This is a genomic window from Streptomyces sp. NPDC091377 (genome assembly GCF_044757045.1).
In the GTDB taxonomy this organism is placed as follows: domain Bacteria; phylum Actinomycetota; class Actinomycetes; order Streptomycetales; family Streptomycetaceae; genus Streptomyces.
The window spans coordinates 367,997-389,926 of sequence record NZ_JBIVUE010000001.1 but is presented as its reverse complement, the minus strand read 5'-3'; the positions used below and the strand labels follow the sequence as shown (position 1 = coordinate 389,926).

General features: G+C 72.8%; 16 protein-coding genes, 1 pseudogene and 1 riboswitch. Of the genes and pseudogenes, 9 read left to right on the top strand and 8 right to left on the bottom strand.

All coding sequences use genetic code 11. The features are described 5' to 3' along the window. Window positions 1-77 precede the first annotated feature (77 nt). Complete coding sequence (locus ACIQNG_RS01840) at window positions 78-1,688, top strand: DUF5691 domain-containing protein (protein WP_401482212.1); 1,611 nt, start codon at window positions 78-80, stop codon at window positions 1,686-1,688. Window positions 1,689-1,774: 86 nt separating this feature from the next. On the opposite strand, the gene ACIQNG_RS01835 is transcribed toward ACIQNG_RS01840, so the two are convergent. Continuing rightward, complete coding sequence (locus tag ACIQNG_RS01835) at window positions 1,775-2,191, bottom strand: cobalamin B12-binding domain-containing protein (RefSeq protein ID WP_401437551.1); 417 nt, start codon at window positions 2,189-2,191, stop codon at window positions 1,775-1,777. A gap of 674 nt (window positions 2,192-2,865) precedes the next feature. Here ACIQNG_RS01835 and ACIQNG_RS01830 point away from each other — a divergent pair. Together ACIQNG_RS01830 and ACIQNG_RS01825 are read left to right on the top strand one after the other, a co-directional pair. Next, a pseudogene (locus tag ACIQNG_RS01830) lies at window positions 2,866-3,726 on the top strand (esterase/lipase family protein); the annotation flags it as partial. A 336-nt stretch (window positions 3,727-4,062) separates the two neighbouring features. Beyond that, window positions 4,063-5,709, top strand: a complete 1,647-nt coding sequence (locus tag ACIQNG_RS01825) for a M23 family metallopeptidase (RefSeq protein ID WP_401482210.1) — start codon at window positions 4,063-4,065, stop codon at window positions 5,707-5,709. A gap of 125 nt (window positions 5,710-5,834) precedes the next feature. Here ACIQNG_RS01825 and pcrA read toward each other — a convergent pair whose 3' ends face one another. Then, window positions 5,835-8,315, bottom strand: coding sequence for a DNA helicase PcrA (pcrA, locus tag ACIQNG_RS01820; RefSeq protein ID WP_401437556.1), 2,481 nt, complete (start codon window positions 8,313-8,315; stop codon window positions 5,835-5,837). A gap of 419 nt (window positions 8,316-8,734) precedes the next feature. Beyond that, window positions 8,735-8,909: riboswitch (cyclic di-AMP (ydaO/yuaA leader) on the top strand. A 6-nt stretch (window positions 8,910-8,915) separates the two neighbouring features. On the opposite strand from pcrA, the gene ACIQNG_RS01815 reads away from it, so the two are divergent. Both ACIQNG_RS01815 and ACIQNG_RS01810 read left to right on the top strand, forming a co-directional pair. Continuing rightward, complete coding sequence (locus ACIQNG_RS01815; protein ID WP_401482208.1) at window positions 8,916-10,133, top strand: NlpC/P60 family protein; 1,218 nt, start codon at window positions 8,916-8,918, stop codon at window positions 10,131-10,133. A 148-nt stretch (window positions 10,134-10,281) separates the two neighbouring features. Then, a complete protein-coding gene (locus ACIQNG_RS01810; RefSeq protein WP_401482206.1) occupies window positions 10,282-11,265 on the top strand; it encodes a tellurite resistance/C4-dicarboxylate transporter family protein in 984 nt (327 codons plus the stop codon). A gap of 185 nt (window positions 11,266-11,450) precedes the next feature. Here the strand turns inward: ACIQNG_RS01810 and ACIQNG_RS01805 are convergent, their stop codons facing one another. Beyond that, window positions 11,451-11,804 (bottom strand): hypothetical protein, encoded by a 354-nt coding sequence (locus ACIQNG_RS01805; RefSeq protein WP_401437564.1) that lies wholly within the window; start codon window positions 11,802-11,804, stop codon window positions 11,451-11,453. A 353-nt stretch (window positions 11,805-12,157) separates the two neighbouring features. On the opposite strand from ACIQNG_RS01805, the gene ACIQNG_RS01800 reads away from it, so the two are divergent. Beyond that, window positions 12,158-13,183, top strand: a complete 1,026-nt coding sequence (locus tag ACIQNG_RS01800; protein WP_401482204.1) for an NlpC/P60 family protein — start codon at window positions 12,158-12,160, stop codon at window positions 13,181-13,183. 296 nt (window positions 13,184-13,479) lie between these two features. Here the strand turns inward: ACIQNG_RS01800 and ACIQNG_RS01795 are convergent, their stop codons facing one another. Continuing rightward, window positions 13,480-14,232: a LuxR C-terminal-related transcriptional regulator gene (locus ACIQNG_RS01795; RefSeq protein ID WP_401437570.1), complete on the bottom strand. Its 753-nt coding sequence runs from the start codon at window positions 14,230-14,232 to the stop codon at window positions 13,480-13,482. Next, entirely contained in the window at window positions 14,229-15,512 is a 1,284-nt protein-coding gene (locus ACIQNG_RS01790) for a PspC domain-containing protein (RefSeq protein WP_401482202.1), read from the bottom strand. The genes ACIQNG_RS01795 and ACIQNG_RS01790 overlap by 4 nt, the downstream gene beginning before the upstream one ends. A gap of 605 nt (window positions 15,513-16,117) precedes the next feature. On the opposite strand from ACIQNG_RS01790, the gene ACIQNG_RS01785 reads away from it, so the two are divergent. Further along, window positions 16,118-17,635: a PspC domain-containing protein gene (locus ACIQNG_RS01785; RefSeq protein ID WP_401482200.1), complete on the top strand. Its 1,518-nt coding sequence runs from the start codon at window positions 16,118-16,120 to the stop codon at window positions 17,633-17,635. Next, window positions 17,622-17,867: a hypothetical protein gene (locus ACIQNG_RS01780; RefSeq protein ID WP_401437579.1), complete on the top strand. Its 246-nt coding sequence runs from the start codon at window positions 17,622-17,624 to the stop codon at window positions 17,865-17,867. Before ACIQNG_RS01785 ends, ACIQNG_RS01780 begins: the two co-directional genes overlap by 14 nt. Before the next feature lie 6 nt (window positions 17,868-17,873). On the opposite strand, the gene ACIQNG_RS01775 is transcribed toward ACIQNG_RS01780, so the two are convergent. Next, window positions 17,874-18,407 (bottom strand): DoxX family protein, encoded by a 534-nt coding sequence (locus tag ACIQNG_RS01775; RefSeq protein ID WP_401437581.1) that lies wholly within the window; start codon window positions 18,405-18,407, stop codon window positions 17,874-17,876. Window positions 18,408-18,540: 133 nt separating this feature from the next. Further along, a complete protein-coding gene (locus ACIQNG_RS01770; RefSeq protein WP_401482197.1) occupies window positions 18,541-19,818 on the bottom strand; it encodes a hypothetical protein in 1,278 nt (425 codons plus the stop codon). A 211-nt stretch (window positions 19,819-20,029) separates the two neighbouring features. Here ACIQNG_RS01770 and ACIQNG_RS01765 point away from each other — a divergent pair, with 211 nt between their 5' ends. Further along, window positions 20,030-20,992 (top strand): DUF4429 domain-containing protein, encoded by a 963-nt coding sequence (locus tag ACIQNG_RS01765; protein ID WP_401482195.1) that lies wholly within the window; start codon window positions 20,030-20,032, stop codon window positions 20,990-20,992. A 29-nt stretch (window positions 20,993-21,021) separates the two neighbouring features. Here the strand turns inward: ACIQNG_RS01765 and ACIQNG_RS01760 are convergent, their stop codons facing one another. After that, window positions 21,022-21,822: a class II aldolase/adducin family protein gene (locus ACIQNG_RS01760; protein WP_401482193.1), complete on the bottom strand. Its 801-nt coding sequence runs from the start codon at window positions 21,820-21,822 to the stop codon at window positions 21,022-21,024. Between the last annotated feature and the right edge of the window lie 108 nt (window positions 21,823-21,930).

Here is a 21,930-nt window from a genome sequence, read left to right as displayed (position 1 = left end):
CCCTGACCCCGGAACCCCGGAACCCCCGGACCCCGGACCTCCGACCTCGGCCGACCGCTCACGGAAAGGAAGCCGTCATGCAGCGGACCCCCGCCCCGCACACCGACCCCACCTGGGAAGACCTCGTCACCGCGGCCCTGCTCGGCACGGACCGGCGTACGCCGGGCGCGGTGGCGCCGGGCCGGGACGCGCCGACGGCCCTGCTGGACGCGGCAGCCGTCGAGACCCTGCGGCGGCGGGCGGGGCTGCGGCCCGCGCGGGCGGCGCGGCGGCCGGACCCCGCGCCCGGGGACCCGCGCCCGGCGCTGCCCCCGGCGGCGGCCCGGCGGCTGGTCCAACTGCTCACCGACCGGCCCGGCACGGTCGGCGGCAGCCGCCGCGGCACCGCCCCCGACCTGATGGAACTGCTCCCGCAGTGGCTGGCCATGGCGAACGCCCACGGGTACGCGGCACCCCCGCAGTCACTGCCCGCGCTGCTGGACGCGGCCCGGGGACGTACCGATCTGCGCCCCGCGGCACTGACCTTCGCGGGCGAGCGCGCGCTGTGGCTGGCGCGACTCAACCCGGACTGGAGGTTCGCGCTGCGTTCGACCCCGGGCGGAGGCGCGGCGCTGCCGGACCCGGCCGACGGAGAGCGGGTGCGGAGACTGTGGGAGGAGGGGCTGTTCGCGGAGCGGGTCGCCCTGCTGGCCTCGATACGCGCCCGTACGCCCGCTGCCGCGCGGGAACTGCTCGCCACGACCTGGCAGACGGAGCGGGCCGAGGACCGGCTGATGTTCCTCGACTCGCTGCGCACGGAACTGGGAGAGGCGGACGAGCCGTTCCTGGAGCAGGCGTTGGCCGACCGCAGCCGCAATGTGCGGGCGACGGCGGCGGAGTTGCTGTCGGCACTGCCCGGTTCGGCGCTCGCCGGGCGGATGGCGGTCCGGGCGGGGGCCTGCGTGGCGCTGGACCGGCTGCGTGAGACGCCGTCCCTCGTGGTCGAGGCCCCGCACGAGTGCGACGCGGGCATGGAGCGGGACGGAGTGGTCCCCAAGGCACCGGCGGGGCGGGGGGAACGGTCGTGGTGGTTCGGGCAGTTGGTGGAGGCGGCGCCGCTGGCGACCTGGCCGGAGCGGCTGGGCGGCCGGACACCGGAGGAGATCGTGGCGCTGCCGGTGACCGACGACTGGCGGGGCGAGTTGCACGCGGCGTGGTGCCGGGCGGCCGTACGGCAGGGGGACGCGTCGTGGGCGCGGGCGCTGCTCGGCGTCCCCTCCGCGCCGGAGGCGGGGGGTCCGGGCGCGGTGTCGCTGGCGGAGCGGGCCAGACTGCTCGGCACGCTGGGGGCGCCGGAGCGCGCGGAGTGGGTCGCCGGGTTCATCGCGGCCCATGGGCTGTCGGAGGCGTTCCAGTTGCTCGGGATGTGCGCGGTGCCGTGGGCCGCGCCGCTCGGCGGGGCGGTGGTGGACGCGCTCAACATCGCGCGGGACGCCGGGAGTTACCCCTGGAGCTTCAGCGGGGTCATGGGCCTGGCCGAACGCTGCCTCGACCCGGCGGAGGCCGGCCGCCTCGACGGGCTGCTCGCCCCGCCGGAGGAACCGGAGGACGCGTCACCGGGCGCGGGCGGCTACTGGTCGGAAGCCTTCCAACGCCTGGTCACGACGCTACGGCTGCGGGCGGCGATGGCGGCGGAGCTGACGCCCTGACCGGGGCCGGTCCGCCGCGCCCCGGTTCCTGCGCGGCCCCGGGCGCCCCGTCCACGTCACCACACCGCCCCGCCCCGCCCCGCCGCTCAGGACGCCGCGGGCTGCCGCACGTTCGCCCTCACCCATTCCACGATCTCCGTCGTCGTCGCCCCCGGCGTGAAGATCGCGGCGACGCCCTTGGCCTTCAGCCCGGCCATGTCCTCCTCGGGGATGATCCCGCCGCCGAAGACCAGGATGTCCGCCGCGTCCCGCTCCTTGAGCAGGTCGATCACGGCGGAGAAGAGCGTGTTGTGCGCGCCGGAGAGGATGGACAGCCCGATCGCGTCGGCGTCCTCCTGGATCGCGGTGCCCACGACCTGCTCGGGCGTCTGGTGGAGCCCGGTGTAGATGACCTCCATACCGGCGTCGCGCAGCGCCCGCGCGATCACCTTCGCCCCCCGGTCATGGCCGTCGAGCCCCGGCTTGGCCACCACCACGCGGATCGGACCGGCTGCCACACCCATCACTGCCTCCATGAAGCGACGTCATCCATCGGTACCGACAGGTACCGCACACCACAGGTATGCCGTACTTCCGGCGTCTATCACACATTTGTTCCACCCGCATTCCGGGCGCCGTTCGATGTCCGGGCGGGCGAGGAAGTGAACGAACGTTATCTCCAGGATCCCGCAACCGGCAGTTTCATGGTCCGGACCGAGGGGGAAATCACACATGGGACATTTTCACAGTGCGTCGTTCCCCCGCCCCCGAGCCGCTCCACCGCGGGGACGACGACCTGCCACCAGGGCACACGGCGGACAGCGACGTCCCCCGGAGTGCCGACGGGAGGTCGGGCATGAAGGTCACCGGAGTCCTGCTGCCCTTTCGTTCGCTCTACCAGCACCTGCTCCCCAGCGAACCCGATGAACCCACCGAGCACACCGAGCACATCGAGCCCGGCAAACCCAGTGGACCGAGCGGACCCGGCCGACCCCGCCGACCCAGCGGCCCCGGCGAGGCCGGCGGACCGAGCGGCCCCGGCAGCCCCAGCAGGCGCAGCGAACCCAGCGAATCCGCCGATCCCGTCGATCCCGGCGATCCCGCCGACGCCGACCACCCCGACCACCCCGACCACCCCGTCCACCCCGGCGCGCGGGACGACCCCGGTGAGTCCGCCCCCGTCGGAAACTGCCCGACCGGCTTCTCCGTGGCCCAGCTCAAGGCCACCGCGCTGGACCTGGCGATCCTCGCCGGCCACCTGCTGCTCTACCCGTCGGGGATCGTCCAGGAACGCCCCGCCCCCCTCACCGCCGCCCCCGCTCCGGCCCCCGCCGGGGACGACGCCCCTACCCGCCTCCCGACCGGGCCCGAGCCCAAGCCGCCGGTGATCCTGCTGCACGGCTTCATCGACAACCGCTCGACCTTCGTCCTCCTGCGCCGCTCCCTCGCCCAGCACGGCCGACAGCAGGTGGTCTCGCTCAACTACTCCCCGCTGACCTGCGACATCCGCACCGCCGCCGAACTCCTCGGACGGCATGTCGAGGGCATATGCCACCGCACGGGCAGTGAGCGCGTCGACATCGTCGGTCACAGCCTCGGCGGGCTGATCGCCCGCTACTACGCCCAGCGCCTCGGCGGTGACCTGCGCGTCCGCACAGTGGTCACGCTCGGCACCCCGCACTCCGGCACCCGGGCCGTCCCGCTGGCCGACGCCCATCCGATCGTGCGCCAGATGCGTCCGGGCTCGGAGGTGATCGCCGACCTGGCCCGCCCGGCGCCCGGCTGCCGCACCCGGTTCGTGAGCTTCTGGAGCGACCTGGACCACCTGATGGACCCACTGGAGGCGGCCCGCGTCGACCATCCCGACCTGCTGGCGCACAACGTACGGGTGAGCGGTATCGGCCATCTCGCCCTGCCGGTGCACCCGGCGGTCGCGAACGGGATACGTGAGGCGCTCGACGACAGCGCACCGGCGCACGACGGCTCACCGGCACCGGGCGACACGCCCACCACCCCGCCCCCTCGACCCGCCACCGGGGGTGGCCTCTCCGTCGCCTAGCCGCACCGGCGACCGGGTCGCCCGCCCGGACCGACCGAGACCTGACTCAGCGTGACCTTCCGACTCGCCCGCGTGACCAGCGGAAAGCCAGATTCACCCGGTCGTTGCCGCAACAACCCACCCGCACAGCGGATTTACAGCGCCCCAACAGGCATCGAGCTTTCGAACAATCCTCGAACACAAAGCCAAACTCCCGCGCAGGCGCCGCCGAAACACGGCCGAATGCCCGTTTCCTGAGCGCGGGAAACCTGGCGAAGATTGTCGCGCCCGCATACCGCCGGGTACAGTCGCCGCACTGCTCTGGCAGCCACTGTTGTCGAGGCGAAAGAGAAGTTGGTGAACGACCGTCACCCGTCGGGGATTTTGAACACCCCGGCTTCGGCTTCCGACTCAGCCTCGGCGCCTTTCCCGTCGTACGGCAGCCAGGAAGCCCCCTACGGCGACTTCACCACACAGGGCGCCCACGCCGCGAACGGTTTTGCCCCCGGCGCCCAGGTCATCGGCGCCGATCACACCGCCCCGCCCCCGCCGTCCCCCGACTTCGCGGGCGACCCCCTCTTCGGCGAACTGCCCGGGGACCCGCATCTGACGACCGGCACCTACGACGCCACCCAGTGGTCGACCGGCAGCCATCAGACCCTGAACCAGGACCCGTACGCGGCCCAGCACCTGGCCGCCCACGACAGCGGCTCCTACGACTCCACCGCCTGGACCGACGGCTACCAGCACCTCTCCGCCGTCCCGTCGCAGCCCGGCCCCGGCGACACCGGCGGCCAGTGGGACGCGAGCGCCTGGCTCCAGCCCGACCAGAACGGCGGCCCGGCCGACGCCACCCAGCACTGGGAGTGGGGCACGCAGGCGTTCGACACCGGCGCGTACGACGCCACCCAGTGGAACTCCGCCGCCCCGGACGACTACAGCCACGGGGACGACTACGGTCACGGGGACAAGTACAGCCACCAGGACGAGTACAGCCACGGGGACGAGTACGGCCAGCAGGGCGAGTACCCCGCCCAGGACGGCTACGCCGAGCCGCAGTCCGGCGAATCGTTCCACGAACAGCCGACCGCCACCTTCGAACAGGTCACCGGCTACGACGAGGCCCCCGACCCGCACGGCGGCCAACCTCACTCCGCCGACGGCGAGTTGACGGCCACCGGCGAGCTGCCCGCCGTAGTCCTCCTCGACGGTCAGGAGGAGTCCCGCCCCGCGACCGGTTCACGCGCCGCCGCGCGCAACGCGTCCCGCTCCCGCCGCCGCGCCCCCGCCAAGCGCTCGGCGCTGCTCACCGTCGCCGTGCCGTCGGCCTGTGTGATGGGGGTCGCGGGTATCGCCGCCGCCTCCGTGGGCTCGCTGACCGGCGACGACGGCAAAGAGACCCAGGCCAGCGCGCCCGACGAACTGCCGGTGAAGCCGGCCGCCGCCAACAACCAGCTCGACACCCAGCTCGCCGGCCTCACCGCCGAGGCCGACGACTTCGCCGACCGCGCCAGCCGCACCCAGGAACGCATCGACCTGAAGGCGGCGCAGGCGGCCGAGAAGAAGCGGGCGGCGGAGGAGGCGGCCCGCAAGGAGCGGCAACGCCCGAAGTTCGCCCTCCCGGTCGCGCAGAACGGGCTGAGCGCCTACTACGGCCAGTCCGGCATCAATTGGATGTCCCTGCACAGCGGCATCGACTTCCCCGTCTCCTACGGCACCCCCGTGATGGCCGCGACCGACGGCACCGTACGCACCCAGTTCGACGCCGCCTACGGCACGATGGTGATCCTCACGGCGATGGACGGCACGGAGACCTGGTACTGCCACCTGTCCAGCTACGCGGTGGCCTCCGGTACGACGGTCAAGGCCGGCGACACCATCGCGTACTCCGGTGATTCCGGCAACTCGACCGGCCCGCACCTGCACTTCGAGGTACGGCCGGGCGGGGGCGCCGCGGTGGACCCGCTGGCCTGGCTGCGCAGCCACGGCCTCGACCCGACCTGAGCACCGCCCCTTCAGAGCCGCCCCCTTCAGAGCCGACCGGTGCCGGGCCCTACCGCCCCTTTCCCCAGCCGACCGGTGCCGGGCCCTACAGCGCCCCGCACCGGCAACGGCCCTTCCTCCTCCGGCTACAGCTTCTCCACCGGCGCGTACCGCAGCAGCAGCCGCTTCGGCTTGGTGTCCCCGAAGTCGATCGTCGCCTCCGCGTTCGACCCCGTCCCCTTCACGCCGACCACCGTGCCCAGCCCGAACTGGTCGTGCGTCACCCGGTCCCCCACCGTCAGCGGGACCACCGGCTTCTCGGACGTCCTGCGGGTGGCGAAGCCCGAGGCGCCGGACGCCGACGAGCGGGAGCGGGACGACGACAGCGACGCCGCCACGCCCCCGGCCGGCCCGGAGGAGACGGGCGCGACGGCACCCGTGCGCTTCCAGTCGACATGGGTGGGCGGGATCTCCTCCAGGAAGCGGGAGGGCGGGTTGTACGACGGCTGCCCCCAGGCGCTGCGCATCGCCGAGCGGGTGAGGTAGAGCCGCTCCCGCGCGCGGGTGATGCCGACGTACGCCAGACGCCGCTCCTCCTCCAGCTCCTTGGCCTGGCCGAGGGCGCGCATGTGCGGGAAGACGCCGTCCTCCATGCCGGTGAGGAAGACGACCGGGAATTCGAGGCCCTTGGCGGTGTGCAGGGTCATCAGGGTGATGACACCGGCGCCGTCCTCCTCGTCCGGGATCTGGTCGGAGTCGGCGACCAGCGCGACCTGCTCCAGGAAGTCGGAGAGTGTGCCCCGCTCCTCCTCACCGCGCTCCTGCTCGAACTCCATGGCGACGGCCGCGAGTTCCTGGAGGTTCTCGATCCGGGTCTCGTCCTGCGGGTCGGTGGACGCCTGCAACTCGGCCAGGTAGCCGGTGCGTTCCAGCACGGCCTCCAGGACGGTGGCCGGTCCGGCGCCGGACTCCACGACGGTCCGCAGATCCTCCATCAGCGTGTTGAACCGCTTGACCGCGTTGGTGGACCGGGCGGCCATGCCGTACGCCTCGTCCACCCGCTTGAGCGCCTGCGGGAAACTGATCTTCTCGCGCTGGGAGAGCGCGTCGATCATCGCCTCCGCGCGGTCGCCGATGCCCCGCTTGGGGACATTGAGGATACGGCGCAGCGGCACCGAGTCCTCGGGGTTGGCGAGCACCCGCAGATAGGCCAGGACGTCCCTGACCTCCTTGCGCTCGTAGAAGCGGACACCGCCGACGACCTTGTACGGCAGGCCGACGCGGATGAAGATCTCCTCGAAGACACGGGACTGGGCGTTCGTCCGGTAGAAGACGGCGACGTCGCCCGCCTTGGCCTCGCCCGCGTCGGTGAGACGGTCTATCTCCTCGGCGACGAACTGCGCCTCGTCGTGCTCGGTGTCGGCGACATAGCCGGTGATGCGCGCGCCCGCGCCCGCGTTGGTCCACAGGTTCTTGGGGCGGCGGGACTCGTTGCGCTCGATGACCGCGTTGGCGGCGGTGAGGATCGTCTGGGTGGAGCGGTAGTTCTGCTCCAGCAGGATCGTCGTCGCGTTCGGGTAGTCCTCCTCGAACTGGAGGATGTTGCGGATCGTCGCGCCGCGGAAGGCGTAGATCGACTGGTCGGCGTCGCCCACCACGCACAGCTCGGCGGGGGGCAGGTCGTCCTCGCCGGGCGGGGTGGACTCGTCGTGCTCACCGGTGCCGACCAGTTCGCGGACCAGCGCGTACTGGGCGTGGTTGGTGTCCTGGTACTCGTCCACCAGGACGTGGCGGAAGCGGCGGCGGTAGTGCTCGGCGACATCGGGGAACGCGCGCAGCAGGTTGACCGTGGTCATGATCAGGTCGTCGAAGTCGAGCGCGTTCGCCTCACGCAGCCGCGACTGGTACAGCGCGTACGCCTGGGCCAGGGTCTTCTCAAAACCGTCCGTGGCCTGGGCGGCGAAGTCCTCCTCGTCGATCAGCTCGTTCTTCAGATTGCTGATCTTGGCGCTGAAGGACTTGGGCGGATAGCGCTTGGGGTCGAGATCCAGGTCACGGCAGACCAGGGCCATCAGCCGCTTGGAGTCGGCCGCGTCGTAGATCGAGAACGAGGACGTGAACCCGAGCCGCTTGGACTCCCGCCGCAGGATCCGTACGCAGGCGCTGTGGAACGTCATCACCCACATCGCGTTCGCGCGCGGGCCGACGAGCTGCTCCACGCGCTCCTTCATCTCGCCCGCGGCCTTGTTGGTGAAGGTGATCGCGAGGATCTGGCCGGGGTGGACGCTCCGCTCGGCGAGCAGATAGGCGATGCGGTGGGTGAGCACCCGGGTCTTGCCGGAGCCGGCACCGGCCACGATGAGCAGGGGGGTGCCGGAGTGGGCCACCGCCGCGCGCTGGTTCTCGTTCAGCCCCTCCAGGAGGGCCGCCGGGTCGAGGGCGGGGCGCGGGGCTCCGTCGCGGTAGTACCCGTCCCGGGGCGGGGGCGTGTCGAACTTTCCGCCGAACAGATCGTCCGGAACCGGCTCCGGTACGTGTTCGTCCTCGGGCGGAGGCGGAGGTTCCTCCTCATGCCCACGGGGGGCCTGGAGGTTCGCCAGGAAGCTGTCGTCAAAGAGGCTGCTCATCGCTCTCCGAGTCTAGGCCGCCCCACTGACAACCCGGGCCGCCTCCCGAAGATCCCGCGCGGAAGGGCGCACTCGGGCCACTCGGGGCGCTGGGGCCACTGGGGCCGCTGGGGCCGCTGGGGGCTCCGGGGCCGCCAGGGCCGCTGGTGGCGCTGGGGCCGCCGGGGCCGCTGGTGGCGCTGGGGCCGCTGGTGGCGCTGGGGCCGCTCGGGCAGGCGCGGGCAGTCGCGGGCCACTCGGAACGCCCCGCACACACCAGCCCAGCCCAGCCCGTCACCGTCCGTGACACCCCGTACCCCTCACCGAAAGGTCACGAAAATGTATCGGGCATATCACCCACCAACCTTCACAGGTGCCACACGAGTTGGCTAGCGTGCCGGGCAGGCCGACCGGCCCCCTCCGGCGAACCCCGCCGGGCCGTCCGGCCACCGCCGAGTCCGGCGCGCCCTCGTGGGCGACCGGAGCCGGGGACCCACCGAACCTCCGGGGTGAATCGGTCCGCACCTCCCGCGCGGAGGGGACCGTAGGGCAACCCTTCCGAACCGTCCGCCCGAACCCGACAGCTCACCCGGTAGGCGGCCCATGGAAGGAGTCGCCTCCTTGGCGTCGCACCGCAAGTCGTCCCCCTCGGCCCCGCGCGTGGCCGGTGTACGGACCCCCGTCCTGGCCACCGCCGCCCTCACCTCCGTCGCCCTGCTCTCCCAGACCGCCACCGCCGCCCCCACGGACGACAAGCCGAGCCTGGAGGAGATCGAGAAGAAGGTCGACGACCTCTACCGGCAGGCCGAGTCGGCGACGGAGAAGTACAACGCGGCCAAGGAGAAGACCGCCAAGCAGCGCACCCGCGTCGACACCCTGCTGGACGACGTCGCCCGGCGCATGCAGAAGCTGAACGACGCCCGCGAGGAACTGGGTTCGCACGCCGCCGCCCAGTACCGCACCGGGGCCGCCGCCCCCGACACCGCGACCTTCCTGCTCGCGGACACCCCGCAGGACTACTTCGACCGGACCCAGCTCATGGGCCGGCTCACCGAGCGCCAGAAGAGCGCGGTGGACGACTACTTCACCCAGCAGTCCGCGACCATGGAGAAGCGCCGGGAGGCGAGCGAGAGCCTGGCGTCGCTCACCGAGACGCAGGGCGATCTCAGGACGGCCAAGGCGACGGTCCGGACGAAACTCTCCGACGCGCGCGAACTGCTGTCGCGGCTCACCGCCGAGGAGAAGGCCCGCCTCGCGGAGATCGAGAGGAAGAAGCAGGAGGAGGCCGAGCGCAAGGCCGCGGAACTGGCCCGGCAGCAGGCGGAGGAAGAACGCCGCCAAGAGGAGCGCCGCCAGGAAGAGCGGCGCCAGGAGGAGCGGAGCGACACGGACCCGCCGTCGGGATCGACCGGCGGCGGCCCGGCCCCCGTCCCCGACACCCAGACCCCCGCCCCCGCCCCTGCTCCCGATGCCTCGTACGCCGCCAAGGCGGAGAAGGCGATCGGGTTCGCCCGCGCGCAGACGGGCAAGCCGTACGTCTGGGGCGCCACCGGCCCCGGCTCCTACGACTGCTCCGGCCTCACCCAGGCCGCCTGGAAGGCCGCCGACGTGGACCTCCCACGCACCACCTACGACCAGGTCGACGCCGGCACCACGGTCCCCGTCTCCGCCGCCCGCCCCGGCGACCTGGTGTTCTTCTACGACGACCTCACCCACGTCGGCCTCTACATCGGCAACGGCAAGATGATCCACGCCCCGAAGCCGGGGGCGTACGTACGGGAGGAGTCGATCTTCTACGACGGCGAGTCCTCGATCCACAGCGTGGTACGCCCGGCGTAGGAACCGTACGCCCGGCGTAGAAACCACACGGGACCGCCGCAGACGGTCAGCGCCATGGCAGCGACGGCGTCGCGCGCCCGCGTGGAATTGCGGGGGCGCCCGTGCGCGCCCCCGCCCTCCCCGCCTCCGCGCTCCCTACCATCGGCCCATGTCCGGCACCCCCACCCCTTCCCCGCGCGCCTGGTGGGCGCGGCGTCCGCCCGCGGCCGGGGCCGCCGTGATGGCGACCGGCATCGTGTCGATCGGGCTGCGTCTGACCGGGTACGAGGTGCTGTCCAGGATCCTGCTGGTGGTGGCCGGGGTCCTGTGGATCGCGCTGGCGGCGGACTTCGCCGCGCGGCTGCTGCGGGACCGCCCGGGGTGGCTGCGGGACGCCGGGACGCCCGCCGCGCTCACCGCCGTCGCCGCGACCGGCGTACTCGGTACCCGGCTCTCCCTGCTCGGCTGGCAGCACCTCGCCGAGGCCCTGCTGGCGCTGGCCGCGCTGCTGTGGCCGGTACTGATCGTGCAGGCCGCGGCGCAGTGGCGGGCGGACATGCCGGGCTCGGTGTTCCTGGGCTGTGTGGCCACCGAGGGCCTCGCGGTGCTGGGTGCCACGCTCGCGGCGGCGGAGGGGTCCGCCTGGCTCGCGCACGCCGCGATGGTGATGTTCTGGCTCGGGCTCGTCCTCTACGCCTTCGCCCTGACCCGTTTCGACTACCGCCAGGTGTGGCGGGGGCCGGGCGACCACTGGATGGCGGGCGGTGGGCTCGCGATCTCGGCACTGGCCGGGTCCCAGCTGGTCCTGGCCGACAGCCCGTCCCTCTACCTCTGGAACTCCGACGGCCAGGGCGTCCTGCGCGACACCACCACCGCCGTGCTCACACTCGCCCTGGCCTGGTACGCCGTACTCCTCGTCGCGGAGCTGGTCCGCCCCCGGCCGCGTTACGACGTGCGGCGCTGGGCGACCGTGTTCCCCATGGGCATGACGGCCGCGGCGATGCTCCCGGCCGGCTCCGCGCTGGACGTCTCCTGGCTGAGGGGGTGGCCGTCCGAGGTGCTGGTGTGGGTGTCCGTGGCGGCCTGGCTCGCGGTCGGCGCCGGTGCGGTGCTCAGCGCGCGACGGACACCCTCACCCGACGGCACGCGGTGACCCACCACCCCGATCCGATCCGATCCGCTCGGACCAGTCCAGGCCACACCGGACAAGGCCCGGATCAGGTCCGGATCAGGTCCGGATCAGGTCCGGATCAGGTCCGGATCAGGCCCGGATCAGGCCCGGATCAGGCCCGGATCAGGCCCGGATCAGGCCCGGATCAGGCCCGGATCAGGCCCGGATCAGACCCAGAGGACCGCGATGAAGATGTTCGCCGTGGTCAGCAGCCCGACCAGACCGAACAAGCCCTTGTCGACCTTCTCGTCGTCCCGCTTGACGTAGACGAGGCCGAGGATCACGACCAGCAGCGCCAGCTTCACGCCGATCTTGATGTTGTCGACCGTCTGATCGTCGGCCTGGTTGAGGCCGACCAGGATGACGCCGGTGACCAGCATGGTCAGCGCGCCGTGCAGCATCGCGGGAACGAATCGGGCCGTGCCCTGGCCCATCGCCTTCATCTGGGTGAGAAACCCACCGAGCAGCGAGGCGATGCCGATGATGTGCAGGCCGACGAAGAGATGGATGAGTACGTCCATGGAGGCGGAGCCTAGCCAGCGCCCCACGCCCGACCGGACCCCGGGCACCCGCTCCCCGCCCAGACCCCGGGCTTATACTCACCGGCCGCCCCAGGCCCCACGGTTCTCTATAACACCGCCTGTCCCCTCCGCACCCCCGTTCCCCGACTTCGGTCATCACCCCCCGTGAAGACATCACCCCCAGCCCCACCGCACGGTCACATACGGTCACCCTCGATCCCTCGCCGCCACTTCCGTACATCCCGTTACCGAGCCGTCACCCTGCGTTCTAGCGTCCTCTCCCAGACGCCCGGCGGACCGGCACCCGGAACGCCGGACGCCGATCCCCTCGTACGAAAGGACGTGTCGTCCAGGTGGCAGCGCACCGCAAGCCCCGACATCTCTCCGCCGGCGGAGGCAGGGCCCGCAAGGCGGCCACGCTCGCCCTCGCCGGTGTCGCGACCGCCACGGTGTTCGACGGATCCGGGCACGCCGCACCCGATCCGACGCCCGCGCAGGTCAAGGCCGAGGTCGACACGCTGTACCGGGAGGCGGAGGCCGCCACCGAGCAGTACAACGGGGCGAAGGAGAAAGCCGACCAGGCACGCAAGCGGCTCGGACTGCTCCAGGACGAGGCCGCGCGCAAGGAGGAGCGGCTCAACTCCGAGCGGGAGGCGCTGGGCGCGAGCGCCGCGGCCCAGTACCGCAGCGGCGGGCTCGACCCCGCCGTACAACTCGCGCTCTCCGACGACCCCGACGCGTTCCTCGACAGCGCCGCGTTCGCCGAGCGGGCGGGCGACCGGCAGTCCGCCGCCGTCACCCGCGTCCGCGGGCGGCTGCGCGAGATCGAGCGTCTGCGCGGTTCCGCCCGCGTCGAGCTGGCCGCACTCAGCTCGCGCCGGGCCGAACTGGAGCGCCACAAGGCCACGATCGACGGCAAGCTGACGTCGGCCCGCCGACTGCTCGCCCGGCTCACCGCCGAGGACCGCGCCCGGCTGTCCGGCCCCGCCACCGGGAACGCGACGCCCATGACCGTCGCCGCCGCACCCAACGCCCGGGCCGCCGCGGCCGTCTCGTACGCCCGTCAGAAGCTCGGCAGCCCCTACGTATGGGGCGCGACCGGCCCGGACGCCTTCGACTGCTCGGGGCTCATGCAGGCCGCCTACCGCGCGGCCGGGGTCGCCCTGCCGCGCACGACCTACGCCCAGATCGACACCGGCCGCCGGGTCTCCCGCGACGCGCTGCGCCCCGGCGACCTGGTCTTCTTCTACTCCGGCATCAGCCACGTCGGCCTCTACATCGGCGACGGCAGGATGATCCACGCCCCGAACCCGTCCGCCCCGGTACGGGTGGCGCCGATCGACCAGATGCCGTTCGCGGGCGCGACCCGGGTGGTGTGAAGGCCCCCCGGCCCCGGGAACGTAGGGAAACGTCCTCGCACGACACACCTTCAGCTCCCCACCCTCGCCTGCACCTTGTTCTGCGCCGCGTAAGGAGCGAGGTACGCAAGGTGAGGGTCTGTCTGACGTCCACGGGTGACTCACGTCGCCATCGACCTCAACGCCGTCGTCAGCGGGGGCACCTTTCTTCCGGGTACGGCCCACGCGCCGCCCCGAACGCCGGGTCCTGATCCCCTGGCCGACGGATCCCCCGACCGCCTGTTGCTCCGACCGCCCCCGGGCCGGGCGCCGCCCGCTCAGACCAGTCTGCGGGCCGTCGCCCAGCGCGTCAGCTCGTGCCGGTTGGAGAGCTGGAGCTTGCGCAGCACCGCCGAGACATGGGACTCGACCGTCTTCACCGAGATGAAGAGCTGCTTGGCGATCTCCTTGTACGCGTACCCCCGGGCGATCAGCCGCAGCACCTCCCGCTCGCGCTGGGTGAGCCGGTCCAGGTCCTCGTCCACGGGCGGGGCGTCGGTGGAGGCGAAGGCGTCCAGGACGAACCCGGCGAGGCGCGGCGAGAACACCGCGTCGCCCTCCTGGACCCGGAACACGGAGTTCACCAGGTCGGTGCCGGTGATCGTCTTGGTGACGTAGCCGCGCGCGCCGCCGCGGATCACGCCGATCACATCCTCCGCCGCGTCCGACACCGACAGCGCGAGAAAGCGCACCGGCTGCTCGGGGTCGGCCATGAGCGGCGCGCACCGGCGGAGCACCTCGACCCCTCCGCCACCGGGCAGATGCACATCGAGCAGCACCACCTCGGGCCGGGTCGCCGTGATGACCGTGACCGCCTGGTCCACGTCGGCGGCCTCGCCGACCACTTCCACACCGGTCTGCTCGGTCTGGCCGATCTCGGCCTGGACGCCCGTACGGAACATCCGGTGGTCGTCCACCAGCACCACCCGCACCCGCCGTTCGCCCGCACCGCCGGCCGTGCCGCCCGTCTGCGCCGTCTCGGCCGGGTCCGCCGCTCCGGACCTGCCGCTCGCCTCGGTCGGGTCGCTCATGACGTGTTCTCCGCCCTCTCCATCTCCAGCTCGACCTCCGTGCCGCCGTCGGGCACCGCGCGCAGCCGCGCCGTCCCGCCGTTCCGTTCCATCCGGCCGATGATCGATTCTCTGACGCCCATCCGGTCGGCGGGTATCGAGTCGAGATCGAAGCCCGGGCCGCGGTCACGGACGGAGACGAACACCGTCCGGCCCTCGACCTCGGCGTAGACCTGGACGGCGCCGCCCTCGCCACCGTACTTGGCCGCGTTCACCATTGCCTCGCGCGCGGCCTGCATCTGTGCCGTCAGTCTCTCGTCGAGCGGGCAGTCACCGACGACGACCACCTCTATGGGGACGCCGTGCTTGTCCTCTATCTCGGCGGCGTTGCGCCGGACCGCCTCGGCCAGGGTGGTCGGTTCGTCGGCCTCCTCCTTGCCGGTGCCCTCCGGCTTGTAGAGCCAGGTGCGCAGGTCGCGCTCCTGGGCGCGGGCGAGGCGGCGCACCTCGTTCGCGTTCTCCGCGTTTCTCTGGATCAGGGTCAGGGTGTGCAGCACGGAGTCATGGACGTGTGCGGCGACCTCGGCCCGCTCCTGGGCGCGGATGCGCATCAGCCGCTCCTCGGAGAGGTCCTGGGTCATCCGGACCAGGTACGGCCCGGCGAGGAGTGTGATGCCGACGAGGACGGCGAGCGCCGCCTGGAGGACCGAGCCGAGGTGGGCGGCCGATCCCTGGAGGACGAAGATGGCGGTGACGCCGACCGTGACCAGCAGCACACCGGCGACGGCCCGCAGCAGGTTGAGGGTGCGCTTGCGGCGGCCGACCTCGACCCAGCGGGCCCGGCGGGCGTTGTCCGCCTGCCGCCAGACGAGAGCGACACCGGCGCCGACGAGCACGGTCGGCCAGAGGTAGGTGGCACCGCCGCCCACATCGACATTGCCCACGAAGATCATGGCCACGACGACCATGAGGAGCAGCGCGACGATCTGGCCCTTGTCCGGCTTGCGGGCGACGATTCTTCGGCGGCCGTCGGGTGAGGTGGAGACGAAGGCGGGCGGCTTCTGCGCCTCGACCCCGCCGACGCCGAGCGGGACGAAGAACCAGAACGCGGCGTAGAGCAGGGCGCCGAGGCCGTCCGCCATGAACAGGCCGACGAAGACGAGCCGCACCCAGATCACGGGCAGCCCGAGATGCCCGGCGAGCCCCCGCGCCACACCACCGAGCCAGCGTCCGTCGCCACTGCGGTAGAGCTTGCGCGGAGGCCGCGGTTCGACGAGTGGTGCGGTCGCTGCTTCCGGCATGCCATCGATGGTCACACGACCGGTGGGGCGGAGCATCAGGGTTGCCCCCCGAGACACCCCTGATCTTCGACGGGCCGGTCCGTCGAACGCTTCCCCGGCCGGGCGTCAGGGGCGATATCAGGGAAGGGCCAGGGTCGTACCGACTGCCGTGGCGGCGGCTCGGCCGTCACCATGGACACATGACAGAGCACCAGCACGCCGCGGACCCCGGGCCCGGCCCGGTCCCGTCCGCCGCGACCGCGTCCGCCACCGCGGATAAGGAATCGCGCGCGTACGTGAGCGCGGGCGCGCAGGGAAGAGCGGACGGCCGGACCGAGTCGGGCCCCACCGACGCCCCGGCGGCCCCGACCCGGACCCAGACCAGTGCCCCAGCCCCGACCCCGGCCAGTGCCTCGGCCCCCACCCCGGCCAGTGCCTCGGCTCCGACCGGTGCCGGTCGGGGGGCGCCGGTCGGTGACGGCTCGGCCGCGGCCGACGGTTCGGCGCGGGGTGAGGGTTCGGCTCGGGGCGAGGGTTCGGCTCGGGGCGAGGGTTCGGCTCGGGGCGAGGGTTCGGCTCGGGGCGAGGGTTCGGCTCGGGGCGAGGGTTCGGCCGACGCCGGGGGTGTGGATGGGGCGGGCGGTACGTCCGGTACTGGCGGTGTGCCGGGTACTGGCGGTGTGCCCGGGGCCGGTGGGGCCGGTGCGTCCGGGGCCGGTGGGGCCTTCGGCGCCGGTGGGTCCTTCGGGGTCGGTGGGTCCTTCGGGGTCGGTGGCGGGCCGCCCGGTGGGGGCGGAGGCGGGGGGTGGCAGGGGGAGCCGCCCGCCGGGGCCGGGGGTGGTCCGGGGGCGGGTGAGCCTCGGGAGCCGCTGGCGCCGCACCGGTTCCGGCGGGACCGGCCGCACAAGGTGCTGGCCGGGGTGTGCGCCGGGCTGGGACAGCGGTGCGACATGGACCCGGTGATTTTCCGGATCACGCTGGCCGTACTGTCCGCCGCCGGCGGCATCGGTCTGATCTTCTACGGCTTCGCCTGGCTCTTCGTCCCGTACGAGGACGAGGAGGAGAACGAGATCAAGCGGCTGCTGACCGGCCGGGTCAACGGCCAGGCACTGGCGGCCGTGCTGTTCGCGCTGGTCGGCTGCGGGGTCTTCCTGACCATGCTGAAGAACGCCGACGTGCTGTCCTTCGCGGTGGTCCTCTCCCTGCTCCTCGCGGGCGCCGGGTACTGGTCGCAGCGGCGCGGGACACCCGGCCCCGACCCGCTGGCCGTGCAGGCCGCCGCCGACGCCCCGCCCGAGCCGAAGGCGCCGCCGGTCGCGGCCGGGTCCCCGTCCTGGTGGCGGGACCCGGTCGGCAAGGACGCCCGGCACACCGGCGGGACGGGATATCTGTGGGGGCCACGGGATTCCCGGGACCGGGACGTCGCCGCGGCCATCAACATCGGCCTCGGCAGCTACGGCCACGGCCCGCGGCCCGACCGCAGACCACCCGCCGAGGCGCCCAAGCCACGCGGCCCACGCTGGATCGGCGGCTGGACCTTCCTGTTCGCGCTGATCGCGGGCGCCCAGGCCACCCAGCTGACGTGGGACGACCACCCGCTGGGCACCAGCCTCCAGACCGGGCTGGCGTGCGCGCTGCTCGTCCTCGGCCTGGGCATCGCCGTCAGCTCGTTCCTGGGCCGGACGGGCGCGGGCTCGATCCTCACAGTGCTGGTCACGGCGGCGCTGCTGGCGGGGGCGACAGCGATGCCCCATGACATCGGCACCCACTGGAAGCGGACGACCTGGAGCCCGGTGTCGGCGACCCAGGTCGAGCCGAAGTACAACCTCGGCACCGGTGAGGGCACGCTCGACCTCTCCGGGCTGAATGTGGCGAAGGGACAGACGGTGCGTACGAGAGCCGAGGTCGGGGTGGGCAAGCTACGGGTGATCGTGCCGCCGGACGCGACGGTCCGGGTGAGCATCGATGTGGCGCTCGGAGACATGCAGCTTCCCGGCGAGCGCCACCAGGACGTGGACGTGGCGCCCGGCAAACAGCGTGACCTCGTCCTGCCACCGACGAAGGACGCCGAGAACGCGGGCACCCTGATGGTGGATCTCCAGGTCTCGATCGGACAGGCGGAGGTCAGCCGTGCTGCGTCATGAGTTCCAGCCCGGAAAGCTCGTCGCGGGCGTCATGGTGTTCCTCACGGGCCTGGTGTACGTGGGTGACGCGGGCGGCGCCTGGGACACCCCGTGGTTCGTGACCATCCCCCTCATCGTCGGCGGTCTGTTCCTGGCCGGCGCGGTGGGTGTCCTGAGCGGCTCGATCCGCAGACGGCGCGGCGTGGGCGCCGAGTCCCGCACGACGGCGGGGGGCGAGATCGGTCGGGACTAGGGCCTGTCAGTCGTGGGGGCCGTCGCCGGACCGGGCGCGGCGGCGGGAGCGCAGGGCGGCGTCCAGGGAGAGGACGGGGGCACCGGCGAGGACGAGGGGGAGCCAGGCCATGAGGTAGACGAGGTCGTTGCCGTAGTAGTAGGGGTCGGCGGCCCAGCTGACGGTCAGCCAGAGGCTCAGGGAGATCAGCGCGCCGCCGAGCGCGGCGACCCGGGCGAGGAGGCCGAGCAGGGTGCCGATGCCGACGGCGAGTTCACCGAGGGCGATGGCGTAGCCGAAGGCGACGGGGTTGTCCGAAGCCGTGTCGATCAGGGCCGGTACGGCGGAGGAGTCCCGGACGGTGCGCATCAGGTCGCCGATGGAGCCCGGGCCGGAGTCCCTGAGGAAGGCGCTGTCGGTGAGCTTGTCCAGGCCGGCGTAGATGAAGGTGACGCCGAGGAAGAGGCGCAGGGGGAGCAGGGCGTAGCGGGCGGCGTTGTCCCGCCAGTCCCGGCCGCCGCCGTGGGGGGAGTGCGTATCCGGGGGAAAAGCGTGAGTCATCGCTGCCAGCCGCCTCTCACCGCGCCGTACCGAGACCCCTCGACGGATCTTACGCAGGAGGGGGTGAACCCGTTCAATGCCGTCGGGACAGTTTCCGGTCGACGGGGCTCGCGCGCCAGAGGGCGCGTCGGGCTCAGTCGGTGACATCGATGACGTAGGGGGCGGTTTCCGCTCCGGCCGCGGTGACGACCTGGACCGTGGTGCGGCCGGGTTCCACATCGACGGGGACAGGGACGGTGAGCAGGGTGTCGGAGGGGTTGTCGAAGCCGCCGGGCACAGGGATCAGGGGGACATGGACATGGACGGTGCCGATCCGGACGATCATGCGGGCCAGCCGGTCGGCGGTCTGGGCGCCGGGGGGTACGAAACCGGCGCCGCGGATCTCGATGTCGTCGCCGGTGCGGATGGGGGCGTCCAGGTCACCGGGTTCGCGGGCGCGGACGACGGAGAGGACGACGGGCCGGCCGCCCTCGGCGTACTTGCCGGTGAGGTAGGTGGCGGCCGAGATCAGGACGAGTACGGCCAGGCCCCAGGGCAGGTCGGGCAGTTGGTCGGGGCGGCGGGCGAGCCGGACGGCGGCGAACAGCAGGGCGACGGCGCTGAGGACGACGTACTGGAGGTCGGCGAAGGTGCCCCGTCCGGCGTCGTCGGTCAGCAGGTCGGCCGCGCGGGGGCGGTCGGCGCGGACCTTCTGGAGCCGCTGCCCCAGCACCCGTACGCCGACGAGCCGCCGTACCAGCACCGCGATCGCGCACACCACGGCGAGCACGGTCAGGGCACCGGCGCCCCGGGACAGATCGAGGCCGGAGATCAGGGCGTCACGCTCGCGCGGGGTGGAGGCCGCGGCGAGCCGGCCCACCAGCACCAGGACGGCGTACGTCATGAAGAGCACCCAGGCGGCGGCCACCGCGCGCGAGGTGGACAGCCGGTTGTCCTCGCCGATGACAGGGGCGAGCGCGCCGCCGCGCGCCCGGTGGAACCAGGAGGCGGCGGTGAGCGCGCCGCCCGTCAGCAGCGCCGCGAGCAGCCCGGCCGTGCGGGCGTCGCTCCAGCCCGCGCCGACGGCGGTGAGGGCCTGGACCAGCACCAGCGCGACGAGCGCCGCCCACACCGCGCACGTGGTGCGCAGCCACAGGCGGGCCAGCCATACCTCGCCCTCGGCACGGCTGCGTGCGGCGACCTGTTCGGCGGACTGGGCCAGGGCCTCGGAGACCCACTGGCGGGAGGCGGACGCCGAGTGCGCCACGGCGGCGGGCAGTCCCCGGCCCGCGGCGAACTCGTCGCGGTGGCGCAGGAACTCGGCGACCGCGTGACGATGTCCCGCGCGCGCCCCGTGCGGGCAGTCTCCGCAGGTGCAGCCGCCCTCGTGTCCGCCCGTCCGGGCACCCGTCCCCGCCTGCTGCACCGCCACGCCCGACGCCTGCCTTCCCCACGACCCGAGACCACTCGGATGACCCAGCCGACCCGAGATCCGGGCGTGCGCCGTCGGCGCGTTCAACTCCCGTGCGACACCAGCGAATTGTGCCCTACGGAAGCCGTTCCGCGCCCGGCGGTCCACGGAGCGGAAGGGGGTGCGGGTGAAGTGCGGGGTGCCGTGTTGACCCGGCTGCGAGAATTTCCGTATGGCCGAGATCATCCAGCGGGACGGGACCTGGGCCTTCGACGGGACGACCGTCCGGATCACCCCGGGGCTGCACCGGTCGGTGCCGCTGTTCCGACAGACCTACGGCGAGGTCTCCGTCCCGCTGGAAGCGCTCTCGGGCGTGGTCTACGAACCCGAACGCAAGCGCGGCCGGCTGCGGTTGCGGCTGCGCGAGGGCGCCGACCCGCTGCTCCAGGCGACCGGGGGCCGGCTGCCGGACGCGGCGGACCCGTACCGGCTGGCGGTGGACATCGACCGCACGGGGGTCGCGGAGTATGTGGCGGAGGAGATCCGGCAGGCGCTGCTGCTCGACCAGATCCCCAAGGAGCCGACCCGCTCCTATCTGCTGCCCGGCCCTCCTGTGCCGGTGTCGGTGCGGGCGAGCGACGGCACGGTGTCGTTCGACGGGACGCGGGTCAGGATCGACTGGAGCGACACCTCGGACCGGGTGAAGCGGGCGACGGGGCCGCGGATCATCGACGTGGCGGATCTGGTGCGGGTGGAGTGGCTGCCCAACTCCGGTTACGAGGACGGGTTCCTGCGGTTCGTGACGCGGGAGGCGGTGTTCTCGAAGCTGCCGCCGGAGAAGGATCCGTACGCGCTGGATCTGTGGGGCAGTGTGCGGCGGGATCTGCTCACGGCGCTGGTGGCGACGGCCGTGACCGCCCGCCTGCCGCACCCGTCCACCGAGACACCGACGGCCTCCACCCCGCCGACCACGCCCTCCCTGCCGGCCTCGCGGGACGCGCGCGACGGGAGCGACGGGAGCGACGGACGCGACACCCTGGGCTCTCCGGGCGCGGACGGGGCTCAGGGCTCCCGGGGCGACCATCACGACGTCCTGCTCCGGCGCCTGCGCGAGCTGGGGGAACTGCACCGGGACGGGGTCCTGACGGACGAGGAGTTCGCGATGACGAAGGCGGCGGTGCTACGCGGCTTCTAGAGCGGCCCGGCCGGGGAGGACCGCCCCTCTCAGCTCAGCAGATCGGGCTGGCTGCGGCTGATCTCCTGCCACAGGGGCTGGTAGTTGATCCAGGCCACGAGGTCGCCGCCGAGTTGTTCGCGGGTGGCGACGGCGGCGCGGTGGTCGATGAGGACGGGGCGGCCGGCGGCGCGGGCGGTGAGCTGGACCTGGCTGGAGCGTTCCATGGACAGGAACCACCAGGCGGCGGCGTCGACCGAGTCCCCGACGGTGAGCAGTCCGTGGTTGCGCAGCACCAGCGCCTTGTGCGAGCCGAGGGTGTCGGCGATCCGGCGGCCCTCCTCCACGTCCACGGAGACCCCGGTGTAGGTGTCGTAGAGGGCGTGGTCCTCGTAGAAGGCGCAGCTCTCCTGGGTGATCGGGTCGAGGAGGTCACCGAGGGCGGCGAGGGCGCGGCCGTGCACGGAGTGGCAGTGGGCGACGGCGACGACATCGGGGCGGGCGGCGTGGACCTGGGCGTGGACGGTGAAGGCGGCCTGGTTGACATGGTGGCCGCCCTGGATGACCTGGCCGTCCTGGTTGGCGAGGACGAGGTCGCCGACGGTGACATGACGGAAGGGCATGCCGAAGGGGTTGACCCAGAAGCAGTCGGTGTACTCCGGGTCGCGGGCGGTGATGTGGCCGGAGACACCGTCCTCGAAGCCGTGGCGGCCGAAGATCCGCAGCGCGCCCGTGAGCCGTTCCTTGCGGTGCCTGCGCTCGTCCTCCAGCGATTCGTGCATGGGCGGCATGGCGAACCGCAGCCGGTCGGTGGGCAGGGGTGGGGGCGGGGGCGGAGTGGGGCCGAGCATGGGGGTCCTCCGGCACTGGGGTGCTGTACGGGGGGAAATTACCGCCGGTCAGCCGAAGATGACAGGGCTAGGGTCTGTCGTTCGGATCAGCCCGGCTGTGAGGAAGCG